This is a genomic window from Lamprobacter modestohalophilus (genome assembly GCF_016583905.1).
GTDB classification, from domain to species: Bacteria; Pseudomonadota; Gammaproteobacteria; order Chromatiales; family Chromatiaceae; genus Lamprobacter; species Lamprobacter modestohalophilus.
On record NZ_NRRY01000007.1, the window covers coordinates 22581 to 44735 of the forward strand.

Sequence of the window (22155 nt, forward strand, 5' to 3'; positions counted from 1 at the left end):
CTCGGATTCGCTGAAAGGAGTGCCGCGTGCTGGTTGCGATCTCAACCCAGCAAACGCCGCTCCGCCTCCGCATACTTGGCAGCGGTTTGCGTGATGATGGCCTCGGGCAACATCGGACCGGGCGGTGTCTTGTCCCAGTCTAGGGTCTCGAGATAATCGCGCACGAACTGCTTGTCGAAGCTTGGTGGGCTGCTGCCGGGCTGGTATTGGTCGACCGGCCAGAAGCGGGAGGAGTCTGGGGTCAGCACCTCGTCGATCAGGTGCAGGCGGCCCTCGGCATCGAGGCCAAATTCAAACTTGGTATCGGCGATGATGATGCCGCGCTTGAGCGCATAGGCGGCGCTATCCTGATAGATGTGCAGGCTGATCGTGCGCACCTGTTCGGCAAGCTCGGCGCCGATGCGCTCGGCGGCGCCGGCGAAGTCGATGTTCTCGTCATGGTCGCCGATGGCGGCCTTGGTCGAGGGGGTGAAGATCGGCTCTGGCAGGCGATCGGCCTGGCGTAGCCCGGCTGGCAGCGCGATACCGCTGACCGCGCCGCTGGCCTGATAGTCCTTCCAGCCCGAGCCGATCAGATAGCCGCGGACGATGGCCTCGATGGGCAGCGGGTTAAGCCGACGCACCACCATGGCGCGATCGCCGAGCGCTCGACGCTGCTCGGGATCGGTGACGAAGGTCTCGACGGACAGCTCCGTCAACTGATTCGGGATGATCCCAGCCGTGCGCGCGAGCCAGAAGCGGCTGACACGGGTGAGCACCTCGCCTTTGCCGGGGATCGGCTGCGGCAGCACCACATCGAAGGCGGAGAGCCGATCGCTGGTGACGATGAGCAGATGTTCATCACCGGCGGCGTAGATATCGCGGACCTTGCCGCGGCTGAGTAGCGGCAGCTCGCTGAGTTCGGATTGGTAGAGGCTGGTCATCGGGTTTGTCGCTCGATCAGTTAAGCTGCAGACTATACCAGTCTGCCCTTGGTCGGAACGATGGTCACCCTCAGACAGCCTGCATTTTCCAGGGTGGCGATGCGCCATGAACGGTACCCTGGGGTGAGCCCTTCATCGTCCGGGTGGCGATGCGCCCTGTACCTTAGCGTCAAGCAGGATCATGCCAAAACTCTATGAGTACCTTGGTCTGCTGGTGATGTTCTACGCCAATGAGCACGAGCCTGTGCATGTCCACGGCAAGGCTCAAGGCCGTGAGGCACGCGCAGAGATCATTCTCGTCGATGGTCAGGTGACCGAGGTGCGGTTTAGCGATGTCGGTGGCCGCCCGCCATTAAAGCCAACCGAGCGGCGGAATTTTGAGGCCCTCGTACGTGCCCGAGCGGAGGAGATTGTGACCAAGTGGATCGACTTTTTCGTGCTGCACAAATCGGTCCGGCCCGAGCACATCAGTGGGAGACTGAAATGACCCCAGAGATCATCAACATCCTCTCAGCCGAGCAGGTGGCTCCCTACTGTCTGCATCTGCGTTTTGATGATGGTACAGAGCAAGTCGTCGACTTCAAGCCTTTCCTCAGCCGGGCGGTGCATCCTGACCTTCGCGCTTGGCTGCAGCCGGAGAAGTTTGCTCGTTTCCGCCTCGAATATGGGGAGCTGGTTTGGGGGGATTACGAGCTTTGTTTTCCGATGATCGATCTGTATCACAACGACATTGCTCATCGGGCATGCACCGAGCGTGCAGCCTGAAGCATGGGATCAAGCCTGCAGGAAGGGGCAAGCTTGCGGCCAACTCCGGCTTCCAATTGTCGCTGAGCAGCCGTCCATTTTCTACTTCCCGATTCTTGCCGGACAGTGGCGCTCAAATCTTGTCCCAAATCGTCGCCTCGGTCGTCGGAGACTACTCTTCATGCAGCGCCGCAACCGGGTCGAGCGCGGCGGCGCGCAGGGCTGGCAGCACGCCGGCGAGCAGGCCGATGCTGGCGGCGGTGACCTCGGCGATGAGCACGAAATCCCAGGCGGTGTGGGTCGGTAGCGCTGGCACCAGCAGGCCGATCAGCCAGGCGCCGCCGGCACCGATGATCAGCCCCGCCAGGCCGCCGAGCAGTGCTAGCAGCAGGGCTTCGAGCAGAAACAGGCCCATGATCTGGTCGCGGCTGGCACCGAGCGCGCGCAACAGACCGATCTCGGCACGGCGCTCGCGCACGGCGATGGTCATGATGGTGAGGATGCCGATGCCGCCGACCGCGAGCGAGATCGCACCGAGCGCGCCAACGACCAAGGTCAGCACATCGAGCACCGAGCCTAGCACCTCGAGCATCTGGTCCTGGGTGGTGATGCTGAAGTCTTCATGCTGGTGGCGGCGGATCAGCAGCTCGCGCACGCGCTCGGCCACCGCGCTGCTATCGGCGGCGCGATCGTAGAGCAGGTCGATCTCCATCAGCCCGTCGCGGTCGAACATCGCCAGCGCCCGCTGCACCGGGATGAAGACCGTATCGTCGAGATCGAAGCCGAGCATCTGACCCTTGCGCGCCATGACACCGATGACGCGGAACGGCTCGCCGCCAACGCGGATGCGCGCGCCTAAGGGTGAGTGGCTGCCGAAGAGCTCCTCGCTCAGCGTGGCACCGAGCACGGCGAACGGCCGGCCGCCACCGCTGTCCTCGGGCAGGAAGCGGCCGATGGCCGGGCGCATGGCCCAGATCTCGGGCACCTTGGGGCCGGCGCCGAAGACCATGGTGCGCCGGCTGCGACCGTCAGCCTCAACCGCGGCATTGCCTTGAACCACCGCCACCACCGCCTCGACATCGGGCACCTGCTCGAGCGCATCGGCGTCGGCCAGGCTGAGCGGCCGCACGGTTGAGAGCATGGCGCCAGACAGGCCCATGGTGCTGGTCTTGCCTGGTGTGACCGCGATCAGGTTAGTGCCGAATTGGCTGAACTCCGCGAGCACGAAACGGTGGATACCTTCGCCGATCGCGGTGAGCAGCACGACGGTGGCAACGCCGATGGCGATGCCGGTGATCGTCAGTAGGCTGCGTCCGCGCTGGGCGCGCACGGCGGTGAGGACGTAGGTGGCGAAATCGGGTGCTCTCATGAGGTCGCAAGCTCATCGCCCAGACAGTGCGACCACGGGATCGAGCCGCGCCGCCCGCAGCGCTGGCAGCAGGCCAAACAGAAGCCCGCTACTAACCGAGACCAACCCGGCGGCAAGTGGTGCCCAGAGCGGCACCTGTAGCTGAAAGCCTGTCAGCTGTAGATTGAGCTGCAGATTGACGGCGTAGATGCCGAGATAGGCTAGCGCGATCCCGCTCAGCGCGCCGGCTCCGGCGAGCAACAGCGCTTCGGTGAGAAATAGCTGCACCAGATCCTGCTCACGCGCCCCCAGCGCCTTGAGCAGGCCGACCTCGGCGGTGCGTTGGGCTACCGAGACCAGCATCACATTCATGATCAGCACCCCGGCGACCAACAGGCTGATGGCGGCGATGCCGACCACCGCCAGCGTCAGGGCGCTGAGGATGCGGTCAAAGGTGCCGAGCAACGCATCCTGGGTGATCACGGTGACATCGTCCTCGCCCTCGTGACGCTCGCGAATGATACGCCGGATGTCATCGGCGGCGGCGTCGAGCGCGGCCGGGCCGCTCGCCTGCACCAGGATGCGGAACAGCGAGGGGTTGTCGAACAGGGCCTGCGCGGCGCTGACCGGGATGATGGCGGAGTCGGCGAGATTGCTGCCGAGCGAGACACCGCTCGCCTGCAACAGGCCAATGACGCGGAAGCGACGGTCGCCGATGCGCAGGCGTTGGCCGATCGGGCTTTGGTTGCCGAACAGCGCCTCGGCCAGGGTCTGGCCGATGACGGCCGTGGGCGCGGCCTGCTCCGGATCAGCTGGCGATAGAAAACGACCGGCGGCCAGACTGAGATGGCGCACCTCAAGGAAATCGGCGGTGGTGCCAAGGATGGTCACCTCGCGCTCCAGACTGCGATAGGAAACTGGCGCCTCACCGGCCGAGAGTGGGGCCACGCGCTCGATCAGGGGTGAGCGCAGCAGCGCGAGGGCATCGTGCAGGGTCAGGTCGCGGGGCGTCTCGCCGAGTAGCGGCGGTGCGCCACCGCTGGTCTCGTTGCGCCCGGGCATGACGATCAACAGCTGGGTGCCGAGTCCGCTGAATTCGTCCAGCACATACTGGCGCGCGCCTTCGCCAAGCGCTGACAGGACCACCACGGCCGCGCTGCCGAGCGCCACCGCCAGCAGGGTCAGCCAGCTGCGGGTGGCATGGGCGGTCAGCGTTCGCGTCGCGCTGCTCAGGATGTCAGTGAGGCGCATCGCAGAGGATGGCTCCGTCGTCCATCTGGATGCGCCGCCGTGCGCGCTCGCCCAAGCTGGCATCGTGGGTGACGACGACCAGGGTCAGCCCCTTGGCGTTGAGTGCCTCCAGGGTCTCGGTCACCCGCGCTCGGCGCGGCTTGAGTGGCCCGCTGGCCAGGATCAACGGCAGCTCGACGTTCTCGAAGGCGGTCAGGTCAGCTCGCATTGCTGGTAGCTGGTATCACTAGGCCGATGCTTGGCGCCACACTAGCAGGCATCAAAACCAGAAGCCACAACGCTCTCTGCTACGACCCCATCTCGCCCTAGTCCCGTTAGGGTCGTTTGGATTTCCTATCCGTTATAATTTGGACCAGCACCATCCAGTACAACGATCCACCGGGGGGCATGATGTCAGCCGAACCTCAACCGCATCTCTCCTTCGACGACTGGCTCGCCATCGAGCGAACCTCTACCGATCAGCGCTGCGAATACGTCGCCGGTGAGGTCTTTGCGATGGCCGGCGGCAGCGAGGAGCACAACCTCATCGTCGCCAATGTGGTCCGTGAACTCGGCAACCAACTCAAGGGCCGGCCCTGTCGCGTCTACCCAAGTGACATGAAGGTCCATATCGCCACCGCCGAGGTGGGGGCCTATCCGGATGTGATGGTGATCTGCGGCGAGCGCGACTTCCACGACGGGCGGCGCGACGTCGTCACCAATCCGACGCTGATCGTCGAAGTGCTCTCGGACTCCACCGAAGCCTATGATCGCGGCGACAAGTTCCGCTACTACCGAAGCCTGCCAAGCCTGCAAGCCTATCTGCTGCTGTCGCAGGATCGGATACAGGCCGAGCTGTTCCTCCGTCAGTCGGACGGAACCTGGAGTCTGAGCACCTATCAGGAGTCCTCGGAATCCATCCCGCTATCGGTGATCGAGGCCGAGCTGTCGCTGGCCGAGGTCTACGACAAGGTGGAAGGGATCAGCGGTTAGGGTTTACCCGCGAATCCCGCTACAGCGAGACCAGCAAACCAAGATGGAAGCCGTCGAGCTAAAGACTGTTCATGACCTACTGCTGCACTCAGAGGAGCGCGTGGAATTGATCGGCGGAGACATTGTGCGACGGCCAATGACGCGGTTCGCGCATGCGCGGGTGCAGAGCAAGACCGATCGCACCCTTGGCCCCTTCGCCGACGATACCAGTCCGAGGGGCTGGTGGATCCTGACCGACGTCAGCGTCGCCTACGAACCCCACGAGTGTCCCTCTCACGATTTGGCCGGCTGGCGTCGCGAACGGTTGCCCAAGCCACTCGACGGCGTCATCGACCTGCCGCCGGACTGGGTCTGCGAGATCGTCTCGCCAGGCCATGAGAAAAAGGACAGGATCACCATCCCACTGCTCTTGCAGCGTCATCGCGTCCCTTGGTTTTGGCTGATCTGGCCCGAGCAGCGAACGCTGATCGCGCACGCGTTAGAAGACGGCGGCTATCGGGTGGTTGCAAGGCTCACGGCGACGGATCGCAAGCCCGTGCGGGTGCCGCCCTTTGAGGCCATGGCGCTCGACTTGGCGGGGATCTTGGAAGGATAGCGGGCCTGCCCTGCTGCGAGTTGTTGTTTGAAATGGGCTTTGCCTTTGAGCAGCCAAAGGGGGAGCGCGAACAGCCAGAGCGGGTTGCGTTTCAGGAGCAGCAGCAGGGATTGGATCAGCAGATCGGTGTGGATCAAGCAGATAAGTGTTCACTCTACAGGCGCTCTTGGAACGTCCAAACCGAGATCCGACTCATCAATGTCGTCTGGAAAATCGCTCGTGAGTGTGCCGGCAAGGGCGCGGACTCGCTCTTCCCAGGTACTCTTTGTGGCGGATAAGGTTGGTGCCGGTAACACGATGACCTCGGCTTCTTGGTAATCTGCGAATTCGGGTGGCAGTTCGATTTCGATATGCAGTGCTTCGATTGGTTGAATGGTTCTGTGGGCAAACATGGCTGGCTTCTCTGTGGGTTGATCGAGTGACCGACCTGAGTGGGCGTATATCGGCATGACGGGATGTTTGATCATGATACCGCGAGTAACCGTTTAGCCCCCCACCCAAAATCGAGTAGCCATTTCCCCGCACTTTCGATCGGCGAGTTGCGAGACAACGCTCAGCCACTGTGCGAGGATAATGTCCAGGCTTGTATGATCACCTCACCGCCCCGGGATGCATCTCAGCGACCACGATCTCAGACAACTCGACGAGGCTGCTTTGGCGAATCTGACGCCAGAGCAAGCGCGGGTGTTGCTGAGCAAGGCGATCGACGATCTCAAGCGCGCCCGCGAGCGGCTGGCCCAGAATCCGAGCAACAGCTCACGGCCACCGAGCACACGGGCGCCCTGGGAGCAGGTTGAGGCGCAGGAGCGGGAGTCTGAGGAGGCGTTGGCCACCGCTGAGCAGACGGCCGAGGACGGCAAGCCGCAGGCGGATGCGGTGCCTGAGCAGAAGGTGCCAACGCCGTCGCCCGAAGGCCAGGCTGCAAAGAAGCCAGCGGCACACGCTGGTCGGCGCCAAGGCGCACCCGGGCATAGCCGCACCCTACGGTATTTCGATGAGTCCGACGACAGGTAAAGGCGATCGTGCAAGCCCGGACTGAGCGCCACCGGTTGGGACTGCTCAACCAGGACTCCAGTTGCTCGCCCGCCAGGGTGCTATCAACGGAGAGCGAATCGCTTAAAAACCACCATGAGCAACTTTGTTTAGGTTTTTAGGAACAGGCCATGATGTCAGCCGAACCTCAACCGCATCTCTCCTTCGACGACTGGCTCGCCATCGAGCGAACCTCCACCGATCAGCGCTGCGAATACGTCGCCGGTGAGGTCTTTGCGATGGCCGGCGGCAGCGAGGAGCACAACCTCATCGCCGCCACCGAGGTGGGAGCCTATCCCGATGTGATGGTGATCTGCGGCGAGCGTGACTTCCATGACGGGCGGCGCGACGTCGTCACCAATCCGACGCTGATCGTCGAAGTGCTCTCGGACTCCACCGAAGCCTATGATCGCGGCGACAAGTTCCGCTACTACCGAAGCCTGCCAAGCCTGCAAGCCTATCTGCTGCTGTCGCAGGATCGGATACAGGCCGAGCTGTTCCTCCGTCAGTCGGACGGAACCTGGAGTCTGAGCACCTATCAGGAGTCCTCGGAATCCATCCCGCTATCGGTGATCGAGGCCGAGCTGTCGCTGGCCGAGGTCTACGACAAGGTGGAAGGGATCAGCGGTTAGGGTTCGGGGCCGGTCTCAGCTGCGGGTGGTATGGGCGGTCAGCGTTCGCGTCGCGCTGCTCAGGATGTCAGCGAGGCGCATCGCGGAGGATGGCTCCGTCGTCCATCTGGATGCGTCGTTGGGCGCGCTCGCCCAGACTGGCATCGTGGGTGACGACGACCAGGGTCAGCCCCTTGGCGTTGAGTGCCTCCAGGGTCTCGATCACCTCCTTGCCGGAGGCGCGATCGAGATTGCCGGTGGGCTCGTCGGCCAGGATCAGGTCGGGCTCGGTGACCGTGGCGCGGGCGATGGCGACGCGCTGGCGCTGACCGCCGGAGAGCTGGTCGGGACGATGTGTGGCACGGGTGCTGAGGCCAAGCGCCGCCAAGGTCTCGGCCACCTGCGCTCGGCGCTGCTTGAGCGGCCTGCTGGCCAGGATCAAGGGCAGCTCGACGTTCTCGAAGGCGGTCAGCCGCGGGATCAGATGGAAGGCTTGGAAGACGAAGCCAATGCGCTCGCGCCGCAGCCGAGCCCGCTGCTCCTCGTCCAGTGTCGTGGTCTCGGTGCCGTCGAAGCGATACTGTCCGGCATCGGGCCGGTCGAGCAGGCCGAGGATGTTCAGCAGGGTGCTCTTACCCGAGCCCGAGGGGCCCATCACCGCCACGTAGTCGCCGGCGGCCAGCTTTAGATCGACGGCGCGCAGGGCATGCACCTGCTGGTCGCCGACCTGGAACTGGCGCTCGATGCCGATCAGCTCAATCATCATCGGCCACTGCAGCTGCGCCAGCCTCAACACCCTCGCGGCCGAGTGAGAGCACCACCTGCTCGCCGGCGCTGAGGCCGGAGACGACCTCGGTCTGTTCCCAGTTGCTGAGTCCGGTCTCGAGCGCGCGCTCAGCAAGGACGCCGTCCGCGAGCAGCAGCACGCTGGCGGGCTCGCCGGCGCGGATCGCCGCGGTCGGGATACGCAGGACGTCCTCGTGGCGATCAATGATGATCTCGACATCGGCGCTATAGCCGGCCAGCAGCGCCCGATCGGCGGGCGGCTCGGCGATCACCACCTCGACCTCGACGGTGCGCGCCTGCTTCTCCTGATCTAGCACATAGGGCGCGAGTCGGCGTACCGTTCCGGCGAGCGCCTGGTCGCCGAAGGCATCGAGGGTGACGCGGGCATCCAGACCGAGTCGGACCTTGGCGGCATCCACCTCGTCGATCGGTGCCGAGATGTAGAAGCAGGCATCATCGATCAGGTCCACCGCCGGCGGGGTCGGGATGCCGGGCGGGGAGGGGGTGACGTACTCGTTCAGCTCGCCAGAGACCTCAGCGACGATGCCGGCGAAGGGCGCGGTCAGGCGCGTGCGCTCCAGCTCGGCCTGAGCGACGCCGATTTGCGCCGCGCTGACCCGTGCTGAGGCCCGCGCTGCTTCGCAATCCGCGCGCCCGGCCTGAGCCGCGGTAATAGCGCGGTCGAGACCCTCCTCGGAGGTCATGTTGCGCGCCTCGAGCTTGACCTGGCGCGCCGCCTCGCGCTCGGCCTGATCAGCCTGCAGGCAGGTCGCCAGGGATCGGGCTTCAGCGGCTTCGGCCTCACGCTCGGCCAGGGTGACGCGGGCCTTGAGGTCGAGATTCCACAGCTCGAGCAACAATTGCCCGGCCTGGACGCGGTCGCCTTCGTGTACCGCCAGCGTCTCGATCTGGCCGCCGCTGCCAGGCGCTAGCCGCGCCCGTCGGCAGGCCTTGACGGTGCCGGCGCGGGTATTGGCGACGACCTCTTCGACCAGTCCGCGCTCGACGTTCTGTACCCGAACTGCGATCGGCTGCGGCCGCGAGAGCAGCCACCAGCCGCCGATCGCGGCAGCCAACAAGAGGAGCGTCAATAGGGCTCGAACGGGGATGCGCATAGGTGGCTGCAGGACGACGATCGGTCGTTGGTGCTTGAGCCTAGAACCGGCAGTTGAGCGGCCGCGCCCAAGGGTGCGTGTCGGGCGACTACGGAAATCCAGTCGATCTAAGCTGTTATTTGATCTTCGAAGCGGTCAACTGCGGTTTCTAGGTTGAAGGCTTGACCGCCACCTCAGTCCCGGAGGTCGTCCGGGTCAATGCCGAGCTCGCGCAGCTTTGCGGCCATGACCTTGGCGCGCTGGGCTTCGGTTTCAGCCCGCTGGGCCTCGGTTTCGGCGCGCCGGGCTTCGGTTTCAGCCCGCTGGGCCTCGGTTTCGGCGCGCCGGGCTTCGGTTTCGGCCCGCTGGGCCTCTGCCTCGGCGCGCAGTCGGTCGCGCTGCCAGCCGGGCAGCACGAAGTCGGCATAGACCGGATCATCGAGCAGCATGGCGTCTTCGGGGCGGCTCAGCAGATCGGCGACCCGGAACTGAAAGCCGGGGAGCACAGCGGAAGCGATGATGCCATCAACCTCGGGCATGGGGCGGTAGTGTCCGGATGAGGGCTCGCGGCTGTAGAAGGCTCGCAGCTCGGGGTCGGCATGCAGGATGTAGTATTCAGGCACGCCGCCGGCGGCATATTCGCGCTTCTTCTGGCGGGTGTCGCGCTCGATGTCGGCCCGCTTGAGGTCTGATAGGGCCTCGATGCAGAGGTCGTAGATGCCGCGGTAGGAATTGTCATGTAGCAGTAGCGGCTTGGGGTTGGCGTTGTGTACCACGGCCATGTCGGGTCGGCGGATGACAGTGCCGGTGGGCAGTGCCAGGCGGAAGCCCATGTCCAGGCCGGTGAGCGCGGCGATCGGGCGGCTCGCCACGAAGGTTGCAAGCAGCCTCAGCAGCCAGGCATAGATGAGAAAGGTTTCCTGATTCGACACCGGCTTCTCCTCGAGTATGCCGTTGTTCCATTCGTAGCAGATCTCTGACTGATCGTAGTAGTCGCGCCAGTAGACCTCCTCCGAGACACGGCGGCCGGCCTTGGAAGGGGGGCTGAAATCAAGGTCGCTCGGTGGCAGCCGCTCGGCCGTTGTTGGTGAGCGCTGGGGGTGGGCAAGGGCTTGGTCTGACATGGCATCTCGCCTCGCTGGAGCGGATTCGGTCATCAGTCTTTGAAAACCCTATCATGGTTGCTGCAGTATCGGCGACGACAACCGCTGCATCGGTTCTTTCGCTGCCTCGGTTCTTCTCTATGGGCATCCTGGTCTATATCCTGGGGTCTCTTTAACCCTAGACCCAAGCCCGCGGTGACTTACTGACTTACGCGCGAAGCCTATGACCAATACTTCGACCAACGAGCCAGCCAGGGACGTCGCGGCAAGCCCCTTCCTGCGGGCTTTTCGCGGTAGCTTCACATCAGCCTTGCGCTGGAGCGATCTGGACGCGCTCTGGATGCGACTGCGCACCGATGCCAAGGGCGGTTGGTACCTGTACGCCATCGGCGAGCCGCCGCCGGAGGCCCTAGCCGATCAAGCGATGGTGGAGCGCTTCATCGATGAGATCGACGCCTTGCTGCGCCGCGAGCATGATGAGCGCCTGTGCGGCATCGTCTACGCCGACGACCTGCGCATTCCGAGCCTGGTGAAGATCTACGATCCCAATAACCTTGGTGTGGCTTGCGGCTCGAGCAGCAATCCGCCGCTGCCGGGCTGGGTGATGAGCAAGTTGCCGCCGGTCGATCTGCCCGCGACCCAACTGGTGCCAAAAGGCCGTCGGCGCTGGTGGCAGGCGCTGTTCGGTGCCTGAACTCATCATATTGATGCGTTCAGCGCTCGAACCCTTAGGTGTTGCGGTTCTCGCTATACTCGTCAATCTTACTCGCCCATCTCACTCGCCCATCTCACCCATTCGGAGGCGCCTCATGGCCAAACAGATCATCCATACCGAACAGGCGCCGGCCGCGATCGGCCCTTATTCGCAAGCGGTGCGCGCCGGTGATACCCTCTACCTCTCGGGGCAGATTCCGCTGGTGCCAGGAACGGGTGAGTTGGTGGCGGGCGACATCCAGATGCAGGCTCGGCAGGTGTTCAGCAATCTGGCGGCGGTGGCTGAGGCGGCAGGCGGCGATCTTGGCGATCTGGTCAAGCTCAACATCTTTCTCACCGATCTTGCGCATTTTCCATTGGTCAACGAGGTGATGACGGAGATCTTCGACGAGCCTTATCCAGCGCGTGCGGCGATCGGAGTGGCGGCCTTGCCCAAAGGGGCCGAGATCGAGATGGATGCGATCATGGTCCTCGGCGACTGATCTGGAGCATCCCATCATGCGATCACCGTTTCTCCTCCCGCTTCCGCTGATGCTCCTGCTGACACTCGTCTTCGCACTGCTTACACTCAGCGGATGCAGCTCCAGTCCGAGCAAGAAGGCCGCTAGTTCGGGCGCCAGGATCTTCCCTGACCTGAAGCTGAGCAGTCCTCAGGCAACCTCATTTGCCGGTGTGCGCCAGGCCTCGTTCAGCGCCATCGATGATGCTGGGGCTGCTGATGACGCTGGAGCGGCGAGCCGACCTGCTGGGAGCAGCGTTGCTCGCGGTGACTTTGCCGGACGTGCCGATGTCGATCGGTTCGTCGCGCGCATGGAGTCCAAAGGATTGGATCGCGCCCAGGTGGTGCGCACCCTCGAGCGCGCAGAGCATGATCCCTGGATCATCCAATACATGGAGAAACAGTGGCGCCCAGCCTCGGGGCCAACCGGGGCCTGGACGCGCTATCGCAGCCGTCACATCACGCCGGCGATGCTCGACAAGGGCAGTGCCTTTTGGACGCGGTATGCCAGGACGCTAGATCAGGCCTCGCGCAAGTATGGCGTGCCGCCTGAATACATCGTTGCCATCATCGGTATCGAGACGCGCTGGGGTGGCTTTATGGGCACGCATCGCATCATCGATGCCCTAGCAACCCTGGCCTTCGACTATCCGCGCCGTGCCGATTACTTCCAGGACGAGCTGGCCCAGTATCTGCTGATGGCCGAGGATCAGGGGTTCGATCCATTACAGCCGGAGGGGTCCTTTGCGGGTGCGATGGGCCTGGGGCAGTTCATGCCCTCGAGCTGGCATAACTATGCGGTCGATTTCGATGGCGATGGCCGGCGCGATCTCTGGGACCCGGAAGACGCGATCGGCAGCGTTGCGCGCTACTTCAATGCCCATGGTTGGCAGCCAGGCGCGGCTGTCGTCGCGCGGGCGAGCGGTGGTGCCGGGCTGCCCTGGTCGACCGATACCGGTTTCAAGACCAACTACTCGGTGGCGAATCTCAAGGCGAAGGGCATTCAGCCCGCGGTGGCGCTTCCAGACCAACGCCAGGTGAGTCTGTTGCGCTTGGATGCCGCTGGTGGCCTTGAATACTGGGTCGGCTTCGAGAATTTCTACGTCATTACCCGCTACAACAACAGCACCTATTATGCGATGACGGTGCATCAACTGGCGCAGGCGCTGCGCTCGCGGCGCGGCCTCAAACAGCCGACCTTGCGCATGACCGATCAGCCTGGCTCGGGCGCCTCCGCTGCTCCCGCCGGCTGACGGGCGAGGCCCAATCCGCTCTTGGATCAGATCCCGGTTGAGCAGCTCAAGGGCGTCGGCCCGCGCATCTCCGAGCGGCTGCAGCGGCTCGGCATCCTGACGCTGCAGGATCTGCTCTTCCATCTGCCGCTGCGCTATCAGGACCGCACTCGGCTGCGGCCGCTGGCTGACTTAGTCATCCATGAGGAGGTATTGGTCGAAGGGGAGGTCGTCGATGCCCAGATCGCTCAGGGCCGGCGGCGCTCGCTGAAGATCCGCATCGAAGATGGCGGCGGCGCGCTGTTGCTGCGGTTTTTCTACTTCACCCGCGCTCAGGTCGAAGCGATGCGTCCGGGTCGGCGGCTGCGTTGTTTCGGTGAGGTCCGCCAAGGGCCACAGATGTTGGAGATGGTGCATCCGGAGCTGCAGTCGCTGGAGCAGCCGGCTGGTCAACCAGATGGCTCGGTGACTGGTCCGGAATCGGGCTCGGCGAGCGGTTCAGCCATTGACCCGACGACTGGCATTGAAGCTGCTCTGAAGCTTGACCAAGCGACTGGCTCAGCGACTGCCCGAGAGGTTGTACCGGCGGCTGTGCCGGCGGCTGATCCAGCTCCTGGCGTGGAAGCCAGCTCGACGGCTGGCCAAGAGGTTACTGCGCCAGCCAATCCGGAGCCGGCTGGCCGACTGACCCCGATCTATCCGGCCACCGAGGGTCTGCAGCAGACCAGTCTGCGCGCACTCACTGATCAGGCCCTAGATCGCCTGCAGCGCGATCCTGCTGCGCTCAAGGATTGGATTCCCGCTTGCCTGACGGCGCCACTCCATCTACCCGCGCTTGCCGACGCCTTGCTCCTGCTCCATCGACCGCCCGCTGATGCCGGCGCTGAGCTCACGAGCGCGCTGCTCGAGCGTAGCCATCCCGCCTTCCAACGCCTGGCCTTCGATGAGATGTTGGCGCATCAGCTGGCCTTGCGTCGGCTGCGCCGGGCGCGCAGTGCGCAACGTGCTCCGGTGTTGCAGGGCGACCGCTCACTGCGCGAGCGGCTGCGGGCGCAGCTGCCCTTCCAGCTCACGGGCGCTCAGCAGCGCGTGTTGGATGAGATCGCCGCGGATCTGGAGCAGCCGCGGCCGATGATGCGGCTGCTGCTCGGCGATGTCGGCTCCGGCAAGACGGTGGTCGCGGCGATGGCCGCGCTGCAGGTGCTCGAGGCCGGACATCAGGTCGCGCTGATGGCGCCGACTGAGCTGCTTTCCGAGCAGCATTTGCAGAGTCTGCAGCAGTGGCTGGAGCCGCTGCAGATCGAGCTGGCTTGGCTCTCCGGGCGGCACTCGGGCAGTGAGCGCGCGCTGATTCTGGAGCGTATCGCCGATGGCCAGGCGCGGGTGGTGGTTGGCACCCATGCACTGTTTCAGGCCGAGGTGCGCTTTGCTGAGCTTGGGCTGGTGATCATCGATGAGCAGCACCGCTTTGGGGTGCATCAGCGCCTGAGCCTGCGCGAGAAGGGCGAGCGTGATGGCGCGATTCCGCACCAACTGATCATGACCGCAACCCCGATCCCGCGCTCGCTCGCGATGTCGGTCTATGGCGACCTGGACCTGTCTGAGATCGATGAGCTTCCTCCGGGGCGCAAACCGATCAAGACGGTTGCGCTACCAGACAGCCGGCGGGATGAGGTCATCGAGCGCGTCCAGGTGGGCTGTCGAGACGGGCGCCAGGCGTATTGGGTCTGTACGCTGGTCGAGGAGTCCGATGCGCTGCAGGCACAGGCCGCCGAGGATGCCGCGACCGATCTGCGCGAGCGGTTGCCGGGTCTGCGCATTGGCCTGGTGCATGGGCGCATCAAGGCACAGGAGCGGGCGCCGGTGATGGCGGCGTTCAAGGCCGGTGAGCTGGATCTGCTGGTGGCGACGACGGTGATCGAGGTCGGCGTGGATGTGCCCAACGCCAGCCTGATGATCATCGAGAACCCGGAGCGGCTCGGATTGGCGCAGTTGCATCAGCTGCGCGGTCGCGTTGGGCGCGGCAGCATCGATAGCGTTTGCTTGCTGATGTACCACCCGCCGTTGACGCGCGCGGCGCGCGAGCGGCTCGATATCCTGCGCCGCGAGGCGAGTGGCTTTCGCATCGCTGAGGCCGATCTGCGCATGCGCGGTGCCGGTGAGGTGTTGGGAACCCGCCAAGCCGGTGCCATACAGTTCCGGCTGGCCGACCCGATGCGAGATACCGCGCTCGCCCTCGCAGCACGGCATGCGGCCGATCGGCTGCTCAGGGACTGGCCTGAGCATGTCGAGCCACTGATTCGGCGCTGGCTCGGCAGTCGTGACGACTATGGCTATGTCTGAGCGGAGCCATCGCCAACCGGAGCCGCATCTCCAGCCTTCGTGGTCGTGGGTGCTATGCGATAATCGCCGGCCCGAGACGTCCGCGCCTTTTGTATCTGGCGCGCGTCTCGTTCGTCCATCACCGGTCATCGGCCTAGATAGGCTGTAGCCTGCACTTGTCAGAGACCATCGAATCATCGAATGAGCGTTCGCGAGACCAAGATCAGCAAGCCGGGTGAGCTGCCGGTAGCGGTAGCGGCGGCGTCGACATCGAACCCGAGCCCAGGCTCGGCATCGGCCCCTGACTGGCGCATCCGGCTCGATGCCTACGTCCGCTTGATCCGACTCAACAAACCGATCGGCATCTTCCTCTTGATGTGGCCCGCGCTCTGGGCGCTCTGGCTTGCCGGTGAGGGCCATCCGCCCTGGCAGGTGGCCATCATCTTCGTGCTCGGCGTGGTGCTGATGCGCTCCGCCGGCTGTGCAATCAACGATTTCGCCGACCGAGACCTGGATGGCCATGTCGCCCGCACCAACGCGCGACCGCTGGCTCAGGGTCTGATCAGCCCCGCTGAGGCCGTCGCGGTGTTCCTGCTGCTAAGTCTCGCCTCCTTTGGTCTGGTGCTGTTCCTGAATTGGCAGACCATCGCGATGTCGGTGGTGGCGGTGACGCTGGCGATGATCTATCCGTTCATGAAGCGCTTCACCCATGTACCACAGCTGTTCCTGGGGGCTGCCTTCGGCTGGGCGGTGCCGATGGCCTTTACCGCCATCCAGGAGACCATCCCGCTCTATGCCTGGGTGCTGTTCGTCGCCACCGTGATCTGGGCGCTGATCTATGACACCGAATATGCAATGGTCGACCGTGAGGACGATCTGAAGATCGGCATCAAGTCGAGCGCGATCCTCTTCGGCCGTTGGGATCGGTTGATCGTTGGTCTGCTGCAACTGCTGATGCTGCTGATCCTGGTTTGGGTGGGGCTGCAAGCGGGTCGTGGCATGGCCTTTTTCATCGGCCTTGCAGTGGCCGCAAGCCTCTCCATCTACCAGCAATGGCTGATCCGCGTGCGCGAGCCCAAGCCCTGTTTCGAGGCCTTTCTGAATAACAACTACTTTGGCATGGCCGTCTTTGTTGGTCTGGTGGTCGACTACCTTCTGAAACCAGCCTAATTCAAGGGTCCATCCACGTTTAGAGCCGCGCCCAGAGAGCAGACTAGAACCGCGGATTCAGCGGATAAGCGCTTGGATTTCAAGCGGCTCCGGCCAATACCTGCCTCATCTGATTGATGGCCTTGCGCTCCTCGCCAAACGACTATCTTGGAATGGCTAAATCTGGCTCGATCTGTGCCAGCGGCTGCGTTATACATTGAAAACGACTGAAATCATCTGGAGGAGCATCATGTCTGCGCGATCTATCATCCAGCAGCGCCCGTCTCAGTCGGGCCTGCTCATAGCGCTGTTGTCTGCGTTTGTGCTGCTTAGCCTGTTGAGCGGCTCTGCGCTGGCGGCGGCGAGCTTTGACGAGGGCATTGAATACAAGCGGGTTGCCGAGCCGCAGCGCTTGGAGCCTGGTGATGATGTCGAGGTGCTAGAGCTGTTCTGGTATGGCTGTCCGCACTGTTATCAGCTCGAGCCAGCCATTGAGCGTTGGCTCGAGAACAAGCCGGACGGCGTCAGCTTTCGGCGTCTGCCGGCCGCTGCCTCGAGCCGCTGGATTCCACATGCCAAGGCCTACTTCGCCGCCGAACAGCTCGGTGAGCTGGAGAAGCTGCATGAGCCGCTGTTCAAGGCATTGCACGAGCAACGGCGGAGGATCTTTACCGATGAGGAACTGTTCGCCTTTGCCGCTGAGCAGGGCATTGACGAGCAGGCCTTTCGCGATGCCTATCAGTCGTTTCCGGTCGACATGAGGGTCCGTCAGTCGGCTGATCTGGCGCGTCGTTATCAGCTCTCTGGTGTGCCTGCGATCGTCGTCAACGGAACCTATATCACTGGCGTGACCGAAGCCGGTGGGCGCGATCAGCTGTTCGAGCTCGTCGACGTCCTGGTCGCGAAAGAGCAGGCCGCAAGCGATTGAGGTATCAACGTTTAAGGCGATTGCCGGAAAAGCTCGTACCGAATTGCGCAGGATTTTCGTTTGCCTTCGAGGAGCGTCGCCGGGAGCATAGCCGGGCTATGTGACCGGCGGCGCGACGAAGAAGGCGAGCGAAAAGACCAGCAAGGCGGTATGAGCTTTGACAGAAATCGCCTAAGGCGCCGTCGGTGAGCGATTGGCGCTGTGTTAGCTAGGCTAGATGTAGACTAGACTAGACTAGGCTAGATCGATCTCAAACGGCGGCGTTTTCAGCTGCCGGCTGAGCGATCGGTGTCGCATCCGGATTCGGAAAGCGCTCGACCACCCAAGCGGGTAGCTTCGCCTGGCTGGCGTTGTAGAGAGCATCGGACTCGACGATGATTAGCACCAAGACCGTGACCATCACTGGCAGGATGCCGATACCAGCAACGAGCGCGATGGCGGCTTCCTTCATCATCCCGCCATAGACGTGACCAGCCCAGCCGAGGAGCATGGCGACCATCAGCAGTGACAGCATGCCGATGAAGATTCGGCTGCGGCGCGCGCAGACCTGCCAATGGCACATCACATACCAGGGGTCTCGGCCGATTGAGCGGTGCGCGCGCCAGAGCGTATAGGTGAGGATCGAGAAGGAGATCGCCGGGATGATCGCCATTACCCAGGGAAAGCTGCCGGCAATGCCGCCGGCTGCGACGGCCATTAGGATGTGGTTACCGATGAGATTGGTGAGGAAGATCTCGTGCGGGATGTTGGCCTGCTTGATCTCGCGGTCGCTGACTTCAAAGCGCATAGGGGGCTCGACGGACTCGGGGCAATCGCCAGATCATAGAAGGCTCAGCGAACGCTGTCACGCTGCGCAAGCAACCTGATGATCCGCGATCCAGATAGCGCCTGCCTGCCTGTCTGTTCGCTAGAGATAGCGCCGCCAATGCTCGGGTCGCGGGTCGCGGCAACCGTGCTCCAGGTTTTCCCAGCGCTTCGCGAACACGCGCTTGGTCGAGTTGCTGTCGCCGCGAGCGCAGCCGTGGTTCTCGCGATAAGTGCCTTCGGTGTAGTAGTAGAGCGAGCGCCTGAGCTTGAAGATCAGGGCGCCATCGAGATGCAGGCCGAGCTCAGCGAGGGCGTCGTTGATCTCTTCGAGACAGGTCCGTTGCAGATCGTAGGTCAGGTCCAAGACGATCGGCGACAGCGGCTCGGCACGTAGCACGCCATCGACATCCGCTAAAAAGCTCGCCGCGGTGCTGGCGTCGTTCCGCTCCGGGTGCAGATCACGAAAATGGATCTGACGTTGTTTGATGCGATCGGGGTCGGGTGTTTCCATAGGGGAAGTATGCTTAATCCAGGGGTCGGTGATCAAGGTCTGGGTGAGCGAGATGTCGGTGATCGAGATGTCCGTGCAGTCCGGCTGTCGCATCCGCAGGTCACGCGTTCCTGACCCGCAAGATCATGCAGGGTTTCAATGGCCGCGAATCCCTGTGTCTTCATTAGCCCTCGGAGGCTCGGACCTTGGTCCCAGCCGTGTTCGATGGCGAGCAGGCCGCCGGGCCTGAGACAGCGCGATGCATCGGTGATGATGGTGCGAATGGCGTTCAGACCATCGTCGCCTGAGATCAGTGCGGCAATCGGCTCGAAGCGGACGTCTCCTTCGACGAGGTGCGGATCATCGGGACGCACATAGGGTGGGTTGCTGAGGATGGCATCGATCGACGCTGCGCCCAATGTGCTCGACCAGTCGCCACGGATCAGCTTGAGATTGTCGAGCTGAAGCTCAGCGGCATTGAAGGCGGCAACGGCGAGGGCAGCGGCGTCACGCTCGATGCCGAGCAAGGTCCAGTGCGGACGCGCACGAGCCAGTGCGGCGGCGATCGCGCCGCTGCCGGTGCCGAGGTCGGCGATCTGTAACGCGGCCGATGCCGGCAGTCGCTCAAGCGCTTGCTCGACCAGGATCTCGGTCTCCGGGCGCGGGATCAGCGTTGCCGGGCTGACGCGCAGCTCGAGGCTCCAGAATTCACGCCGTCCGAGTAGGTACGCGATCGGCTCGCCGGCGAGGCGTCGTGCGATCCAGTGCTCGAATTGCTGTTGCTGGGCTGGGCTTACACAAGTCTCTGGCCAGGCGATCAACTGGGTGCGCTCGAGCCCTGCGGCTGCACCCAGTAGCAGATCGGCCTCGAGTGCCGCGCTGGTGTGGCCGGCGGCGGCCAGGCGCGTGCTGGCAGAACGGCGCAGCTCGGCGATGCAGGCGAGCGGTGCACTCATCCCGGCGAATCCTCTTGATGTCGAGCAGGTCAGTCGTCGTCAAGGCGGTTTCCGGCAATCGCCTCAGTCGCTGTCTATGGGTGACGTCCTGGTTGTCGCCAGACAGCGGCGTTCGCGTCACCACCCCGGACGCTGAAGCGCTTGTTTCAGGGTATGCGGTGCGCGACCCGTTCAGTCCGTGGTCAGCTCGGCGAGCAGATCGGCCTGGTGCTCGCGCTGCAGCGGCTCGACGACTTGGTCTAAGTTCCCCATCATCACCTCGTCGAGCTTATACAGCGTCAGGTTGATGCGGTGATCGGTGAGCCGGTTCTGCGGGAAATTGTAGGTGCGGATGCGCTCGGAGCGATCGCCGCTGCCGACCTGTAGCCGTCGCGAGGCGCTTTGTTCAGCAGCTTGCTCTTCCCGCGCGGCAGAGAGCAGCTTGGCCTGCAGCAAGGCCAGTGCCTTGGCGCGGTTCTTGTGCTGTGAGCGTTCGTCTTGGCATTCAACGACGATGCCGCTTGGCAGGTGGGTCAGGCGCACCGCGGAATCGGTCTTGTTCACATGCTGCCCACCAGCGCCAGAGGCGCGATAGGTGTCGACGCGCAGATCGTTGGCGTCGACGCTGATCTCGTCGACCGAGTCGACCTCGGGGAGGATCGCCACGGTACAGGCCGAGGTGTGGATGCGGCCCTGGGATTCGGTCTCGGGCACACGCTGTACGCGATGCGCGCCGGACTCGAATTTGAGCCGTGAATAGACCCCGCTGCCGCTGATGCGCACGGCGACCTCTTTGTAGCCGCCCATCTCGCCGTCGCTGGCGCTGATGATCTCGTGGCGCCAGCCGAGCAGTTCTCCATAGCGCAGATACATGCGCAGCAGGTCGCCGGCGAACAGCGCCGCCTCGGCGCCGCCGGTGCCGGCGCGGATCTCGAGATAGATGTTGCGATGGTCGTTTGGGTCGGGTGGGATCAGGAGCCGATTGAGTTCGGGCTCGAGCTGCTCGCGCCGCTGCTCGGCCGCGTCCAGTTCCTCGCGCGCCAGTTCGGCCATCTCCTTGTCGCTGAGCATCTCACGCGCGGAGTCGATCTCGGCCTCGAGGTCGAGATAGCGCTGCCAGCAGCCGATGACCGGCTCCAGCTGTGAGTATTCTCGGCCGAGATCACGAAATCGGTTTTGATCCGATTGCACCTCGGGCTCGGCCAACAGGGCAGTGATCTCAGAAAAGCGTTCGGCGAGCCGATCGAGCTTGCCCCGAATGGATGGATTCATCAGTGACCGGTATCTTGACCCTGCGAGAGCTGGAATAGCTCATTCGCCGCGTCCAACAGCTCCGATTGGCCCTCACGACCGGCTTGGCGCAAGCGCACACTGGGTTCGTGCAGAAGCTTGTTGGTGAGGACATGAGCGAGGTGGCGCATGACCTCCTGCGGAGGCTTGCCGGCTGCCAACTGGCGGGCCGCCCGGGAGTAGGCCTCATCGCGAATGCACTCGGCACGGGCGCGGTAATCCTGGATCAGTGAGACCGCGTCGAGCGAGCGCACCCAAGCCATGAACTCGTCGCAGTGCAGGTCGATGATCTCGACCGCCTGCTCGGCGGCGTGGTTGCGTGAGCGCATCCCCTCGTCGACCACGCCCTGAAGATCATCGACCGTATAGAGATAGACGTCACGCAGCTGGCCGACCTCGGGCTCGATGTCGCGCGGCACGGCAATGTCGACCATGAACATGGGTCGATGCCGGCGTTGCTTGAGCGCCCGCTCGACCGTGCCCTTGCCGAGCACGGGTAGCGGGCTTGCGGTTGAGGAGACGACGATATCGGCCTCGGGTAGATGGCTAGCCAGCTCGGTCAGGGCGATGGCGTAACCATCGAATTGGGCGGCTAGGCGATGCGCGCGCTCAACCGTTCGGTTGGCGACGATGATGCGGCCGATGCCGTGCTGATGCAGATGGCGAGCGGCGAGTTCGACGGTCTCGCCGGCGCCGATCAGCAGCGCGGTCTGTTTGGTGAGGTCGCTGAAGATCTGTCGCGCCAAGCTGACCGCGGCGAAGGCGACCGAGACCGGACTGCTGCCGATGGCGGTATCGGTGCGCACTTGCTTGGCAACCGCGAAGGTGCATTGAAAAAGGCGCCCTAGGAGCCTGCCGCTTCCGCCGACCTCGCAGGCGGTCTTGAAGGCCGCTTTGACTTGGCCGAGGATCTGCGGCTCGCCCAAGACCATCGAGTCGAGGCCGCAGGCGACCTTGTAGAGATGCTGAACGGCCTCGCGATCTTTATGCGCATAGAGATGTTGCGCGAAGAGCTGCGGCTCGATGCCGTGGAAGCTGCCGAGCCAGTTGCGCAACGGGGTTTCGATATCGCGCGTATCGGTCGCGCAATAGATCTCAGTGCGGTTGCAGGTCGAGAGGATAATCGCCTCATCGGCGGGGCTTTGTTCGAGCAGCGTGCGCAAGGCGGCGACGATGACATCGGGCCCGAAGGTCAGGCGCTCGCGGATGTCGACGGGTGCCGTCTTATGATTGAGTCCGAGTACGATCAGTGGCATGGCGGAGATAGAGGGCTTAGCCGGTTGTTGCGTTTGCCCCGCTCCGCGTAACGGCGATGGCGGTGCTTTGGGGC

25 protein-coding genes are annotated in these 22155 nt (G+C 63.7%); 12 read left to right on the forward strand and 13 right to left on the reverse strand.

Annotation, left to right across the window (positions count from 1 at the left end):
- Window positions 1-41 precede the first annotated feature (41 nt).
- A complete protein-coding gene (locus CKO42_RS06235) occupies window positions 42-923 on the reverse strand; it encodes a phosphoribosylaminoimidazolesuccinocarboxamide synthase (RefSeq protein WP_200240689.1) in 882 nt (293 codons plus the stop codon).
- A gap of 181 nt (window positions 924-1104) precedes the next feature.
- On the opposite strand from CKO42_RS06235, the gene CKO42_RS06240 reads away from it, so the two are divergent.
- Window positions 1105-1410 carry a DUF4160 domain-containing protein gene (locus tag CKO42_RS06240; RefSeq protein ID WP_200240691.1) on the forward strand — a complete coding sequence of 102 codons (306 nt, stop codon included), beginning with the start codon at window positions 1105-1107 and terminating at the stop codon, window positions 1408-1410.
- Window positions 1407-1688, forward strand: coding sequence for a DUF2442 domain-containing protein (locus CKO42_RS06245; protein WP_200240693.1), 282 nt, complete (start codon window positions 1407-1409; stop codon window positions 1686-1688). The genes CKO42_RS06240 and CKO42_RS06245 overlap by 4 nt, the downstream gene beginning before the upstream one ends.
- Window positions 1689-1839: 151 nt before the next feature.
- Here CKO42_RS06245 and CKO42_RS06250 read toward each other — a convergent pair whose 3' ends face one another.
- From CKO42_RS06250 to CKO42_RS06260, 3 genes are read right to left on the reverse strand one after another with little or no spacing between them, the layout of a single operon-like run.
- Window positions 1840-3036, reverse strand: coding sequence for an ABC transporter permease (locus CKO42_RS06250; protein WP_200240696.1), 1197 nt, complete (start codon window positions 3034-3036; stop codon window positions 1840-1842).
- Between the two features lie 12 nt (window positions 3037-3048).
- Entirely contained in the window at window positions 3049-4266 is a 1218-nt protein-coding gene (locus CKO42_RS06255; RefSeq protein WP_200240704.1) for an ABC transporter permease, read from the reverse strand.
- A complete protein-coding gene (locus tag CKO42_RS06260; RefSeq protein ID WP_200240708.1) occupies window positions 4253-4474 on the reverse strand; it encodes a P-loop NTPase family protein in 222 nt (73 codons plus the stop codon). Before CKO42_RS06260 ends, CKO42_RS06255 begins: the two co-directional genes overlap by 14 nt.
- A 182-nt stretch (window positions 4475-4656) precedes the next feature.
- Here CKO42_RS06260 and CKO42_RS06265 point away from each other — a divergent pair, with 182 nt between their 5' ends.
- Both CKO42_RS06265 and CKO42_RS06270 read left to right on the forward strand, forming a co-directional pair.
- The gene (locus tag CKO42_RS06265) at window positions 4657-5238 is read left to right on the forward strand and encodes a Uma2 family endonuclease (RefSeq protein WP_200240710.1); all 582 of its coding nucleotides are present in this window, start codon (window positions 4657-4659) and stop codon (window positions 5236-5238) included.
- Window positions 5239-5281: 43 nt separating this feature from the next.
- Entirely contained in the window at window positions 5282-5833 is a 552-nt protein-coding gene (locus CKO42_RS06270; RefSeq protein WP_200240713.1) for a Uma2 family endonuclease, read from the forward strand.
- 149 nt (window positions 5834-5982) lie between these two features.
- Here CKO42_RS06270 and CKO42_RS06275 read toward each other — a convergent pair whose 3' ends face one another.
- The gene (locus CKO42_RS06275) at window positions 5983-6225 is read right to left on the reverse strand and encodes a hypothetical protein (protein ID WP_200240714.1); all 243 of its coding nucleotides are present in this window, start codon (window positions 6223-6225) and stop codon (window positions 5983-5985) included.
- Between the two features lie 262 nt (window positions 6226-6487).
- Here CKO42_RS06275 and CKO42_RS06280 point away from each other — a divergent pair, with 262 nt between their 5' ends.
- Window positions 6488-6847, forward strand: a complete 360-nt coding sequence (locus tag CKO42_RS06280) for a DUF6444 domain-containing protein (protein WP_200240716.1) — start codon at window positions 6488-6490, stop codon at window positions 6845-6847.
- Window positions 6848-6999: 152 nt separating this feature from the next.
- Window positions 7000-7497, forward strand: coding sequence for a Uma2 family endonuclease (locus CKO42_RS06285; protein ID WP_200240718.1), 498 nt, complete (start codon window positions 7000-7002; stop codon window positions 7495-7497).
- Between the two features lie 67 nt (window positions 7498-7564).
- Here CKO42_RS06285 and CKO42_RS06290 read toward each other — a convergent pair whose 3' ends face one another.
- The 3 genes from CKO42_RS06290 to CKO42_RS06300 form a co-directional block, all read right to left on the reverse strand.
- The gene (locus tag CKO42_RS06290; protein ID WP_338034861.1) at window positions 7565-8242 is read right to left on the reverse strand and encodes an ABC transporter ATP-binding protein; all 678 of its coding nucleotides are present in this window, start codon (window positions 8240-8242) and stop codon (window positions 7565-7567) included.
- Entirely contained in the window at window positions 8232-9377 is a 1146-nt protein-coding gene (locus CKO42_RS06295; protein ID WP_200240722.1) for an efflux RND transporter periplasmic adaptor subunit, read from the reverse strand. Before CKO42_RS06295 ends, CKO42_RS06290 begins: the two co-directional genes overlap by 11 nt.
- A gap of 173 nt (window positions 9378-9550) precedes the next feature.
- Window positions 9551-10480: a Uma2 family endonuclease gene (locus tag CKO42_RS06300; RefSeq protein ID WP_200240724.1), complete on the reverse strand. Its 930-nt coding sequence runs from the start codon at window positions 10478-10480 to the stop codon at window positions 9551-9553.
- A 202-nt stretch (window positions 10481-10682) separates the two neighbouring features.
- On the opposite strand from CKO42_RS06300, the gene CKO42_RS06305 reads away from it, so the two are divergent.
- The 6 genes from CKO42_RS06305 (at window position 10683) to CKO42_RS06330 (ending at window position 17303) form a co-directional block, all read left to right on the forward strand.
- Complete coding sequence (locus CKO42_RS06305; protein WP_200240726.1) at window positions 10683-11153, forward strand: hypothetical protein; 471 nt, start codon at window positions 10683-10685, stop codon at window positions 11151-11153.
- A 115-nt stretch (window positions 11154-11268) separates the two neighbouring features.
- Window positions 11269-11655 carry a RidA family protein gene (locus CKO42_RS06310; protein ID WP_200240728.1) on the forward strand — a complete coding sequence of 129 codons (387 nt, stop codon included), beginning with the start codon at window positions 11269-11271 and terminating at the stop codon, window positions 11653-11655.
- Window positions 11656-11671: 16 nt separating this feature from the next.
- Entirely contained in the window at window positions 11672-12925 is a 1254-nt protein-coding gene (gene mltB, locus CKO42_RS06315) for a lytic murein transglycosylase B (RefSeq protein WP_242479171.1), read from the forward strand.
- A 21-nt stretch (window positions 12926-12946) separates the two neighbouring features.
- Window positions 12947-15247: an ATP-dependent DNA helicase RecG gene (recG, locus tag CKO42_RS06320; RefSeq protein WP_200240730.1), complete on the forward strand. Its 2301-nt coding sequence runs from the start codon at window positions 12947-12949 to the stop codon at window positions 15245-15247.
- A 180-nt stretch (window positions 15248-15427) separates the two neighbouring features.
- Window positions 15428-16396: a 4-hydroxybenzoate octaprenyltransferase gene (ubiA, locus tag CKO42_RS06325; RefSeq protein ID WP_200240732.1), complete on the forward strand. Its 969-nt coding sequence runs from the start codon at window positions 15428-15430 to the stop codon at window positions 16394-16396.
- 229 nt (window positions 16397-16625) lie between these two features.
- Window positions 16626-17303, forward strand: a complete 678-nt coding sequence (locus tag CKO42_RS06330) for a thiol:disulfide interchange protein DsbA/DsbL (protein WP_200240734.1) — start codon at window positions 16626-16628, stop codon at window positions 17301-17303.
- Between the two features lie 250 nt (window positions 17304-17553).
- Here CKO42_RS06330 and CKO42_RS06335 read toward each other — a convergent pair whose 3' ends face one another.
- The 5 genes from CKO42_RS06335 to hemA form a co-directional block, all read right to left on the reverse strand.
- On the reverse strand, window positions 17554-18090 hold the full coding sequence (locus CKO42_RS06335) for a hypothetical protein (protein ID WP_200240736.1): 537 nt from the start codon (window positions 18088-18090) through the stop codon (window positions 17554-17556).
- A 120-nt stretch (window positions 18091-18210) separates the two neighbouring features.
- A complete protein-coding gene (locus CKO42_RS06340; RefSeq protein ID WP_200240738.1) occupies window positions 18211-18621 on the reverse strand; it encodes a hypothetical protein in 411 nt (136 codons plus the stop codon).
- Between the two features lie 32 nt (window positions 18622-18653).
- Complete coding sequence (prmC, locus tag CKO42_RS06345; RefSeq protein WP_200240745.1) at window positions 18654-19556, reverse strand: peptide chain release factor N(5)-glutamine methyltransferase; 903 nt, start codon at window positions 19554-19556, stop codon at window positions 18654-18656.
- A gap of 171 nt (window positions 19557-19727) precedes the next feature.
- Entirely contained in the window at window positions 19728-20807 is a 1080-nt protein-coding gene (gene prfA, locus CKO42_RS06350; RefSeq protein ID WP_200240747.1) for a peptide chain release factor 1, read from the reverse strand.
- On the reverse strand, window positions 20807-22081 hold the full coding sequence (gene hemA / locus CKO42_RS06355; RefSeq protein ID WP_200240749.1) for a glutamyl-tRNA reductase: 1275 nt from the start codon (window positions 22079-22081) through the stop codon (window positions 20807-20809). The genes prfA and hemA overlap by 1 nt, the downstream gene beginning before the upstream one ends.
- Window positions 22082-22155 lie beyond the last annotated feature (74 nt).

Excerpts from the sequence above, each read along its gene's own strand:
- CKO42_RS06290 (WP_338034861.1), bottom strand. The coding sequence starts at position 8,242 with ATGATGATTGAGCTGATCGGCATCGAGCGCCAGTTCCAGGTCGGCGAC.
- CKO42_RS06270 (WP_200240713.1), top strand. The coding sequence starts at position 5,282 with ATGGAAGCCGTCGAGCTAAAGACTGTTCATGACCTACTGCTGCACTCA.
- CKO42_RS06295 (WP_200240722.1), bottom strand. The coding sequence starts at position 9,377 with ATGCGCATCCCCGTTCGAGCCCTATTGACGCTCCTCTTGTTGGCTGCC.
- CKO42_RS06300 (WP_200240724.1), bottom strand. The coding sequence starts at position 10,480 with ATGTCAGACCAAGCCCTTGCCCACCCCCAGCGCTCACCAACAACGGCC.
- CKO42_RS06330 (WP_200240734.1), top strand. The coding sequence starts at position 16,626 with ATGTCTGCGCGATCTATCATCCAGCAGCGCCCGTCTCAGTCGGGCCTG.
- CKO42_RS06310 (WP_200240728.1), top strand. The coding sequence starts at position 11,269 with ATGGCCAAACAGATCATCCATACCGAACAGGCGCCGGCCGCGATCGGC.
- prfA (WP_200240747.1), bottom strand. The coding sequence starts at position 20,807 with ATGAATCCATCCATTCGGGGCAAGCTCGATCGGCTCGCCGAACGCTTT.
- CKO42_RS06305 (WP_200240726.1), top strand. The coding sequence starts at position 10,683 with ATGACCAATACTTCGACCAACGAGCCAGCCAGGGACGTCGCGGCAAGC.
- CKO42_RS06275 (WP_200240714.1), bottom strand. The coding sequence starts at position 6,225 with ATGTTTGCCCACAGAACCATTCAACCAATCGAAGCACTGCATATCGAA.
- CKO42_RS06235 (WP_200240689.1), bottom strand. The coding sequence starts at position 923 with ATGACCAGCCTCTACCAATCCGAACTCAGCGAGCTGCCGCTACTCAGC.
- CKO42_RS06250 (WP_200240696.1), bottom strand. The coding sequence starts at position 3,036 with ATGAGAGCACCCGATTTCGCCACCTACGTCCTCACCGCCGTGCGCGCC.
- CKO42_RS06255 (WP_200240704.1), bottom strand. The coding sequence starts at position 4,266 with ATGCGCCTCACTGACATCCTGAGCAGCGCGACGCGAACGCTGACCGCC.
- hemA (WP_200240749.1), bottom strand. The coding sequence starts at position 22,081 with ATGCCACTGATCGTACTCGGACTCAATCATAAGACGGCACCCGTCGAC.
- CKO42_RS06285 (WP_200240718.1), top strand. The coding sequence starts at position 7,000 with ATGTCAGCCGAACCTCAACCGCATCTCTCCTTCGACGACTGGCTCGCC.
- CKO42_RS06335 (WP_200240736.1), bottom strand. The coding sequence starts at position 18,090 with ATGCGCTTTGAAGTCAGCGACCGCGAGATCAAGCAGGCCAACATCCCG.
- CKO42_RS06265 (WP_200240710.1), top strand. The coding sequence starts at position 4,657 with ATGTCAGCCGAACCTCAACCGCATCTCTCCTTCGACGACTGGCTCGCC.
- ubiA (WP_200240732.1), top strand. The coding sequence starts at position 15,428 with ATGAGCGTTCGCGAGACCAAGATCAGCAAGCCGGGTGAGCTGCCGGTA.
- CKO42_RS06340 (WP_200240738.1), bottom strand. The coding sequence starts at position 18,621 with ATGGAAACACCCGACCCCGATCGCATCAAACAACGTCAGATCCATTTT.
- CKO42_RS06260 (WP_200240708.1), bottom strand. The coding sequence starts at position 4,474 with ATGCGAGCTGACCTGACCGCCTTCGAGAACGTCGAGCTGCCGTTGATC.
- mltB (WP_242479171.1), top strand. The coding sequence starts at position 11,672 with ATGCGATCACCGTTTCTCCTCCCGCTTCCGCTGATGCTCCTGCTGACA.
- prmC (WP_200240745.1), bottom strand. The coding sequence starts at position 19,556 with ATGAGTGCACCGCTCGCCTGCATCGCCGAGCTGCGCCGTTCTGCCAGC.
- CKO42_RS06240 (WP_200240691.1), top strand. The coding sequence starts at position 1,105 with ATGCCAAAACTCTATGAGTACCTTGGTCTGCTGGTGATGTTCTACGCC.
- CKO42_RS06245 (WP_200240693.1), top strand. The coding sequence starts at position 1,407 with ATGACCCCAGAGATCATCAACATCCTCTCAGCCGAGCAGGTGGCTCCC.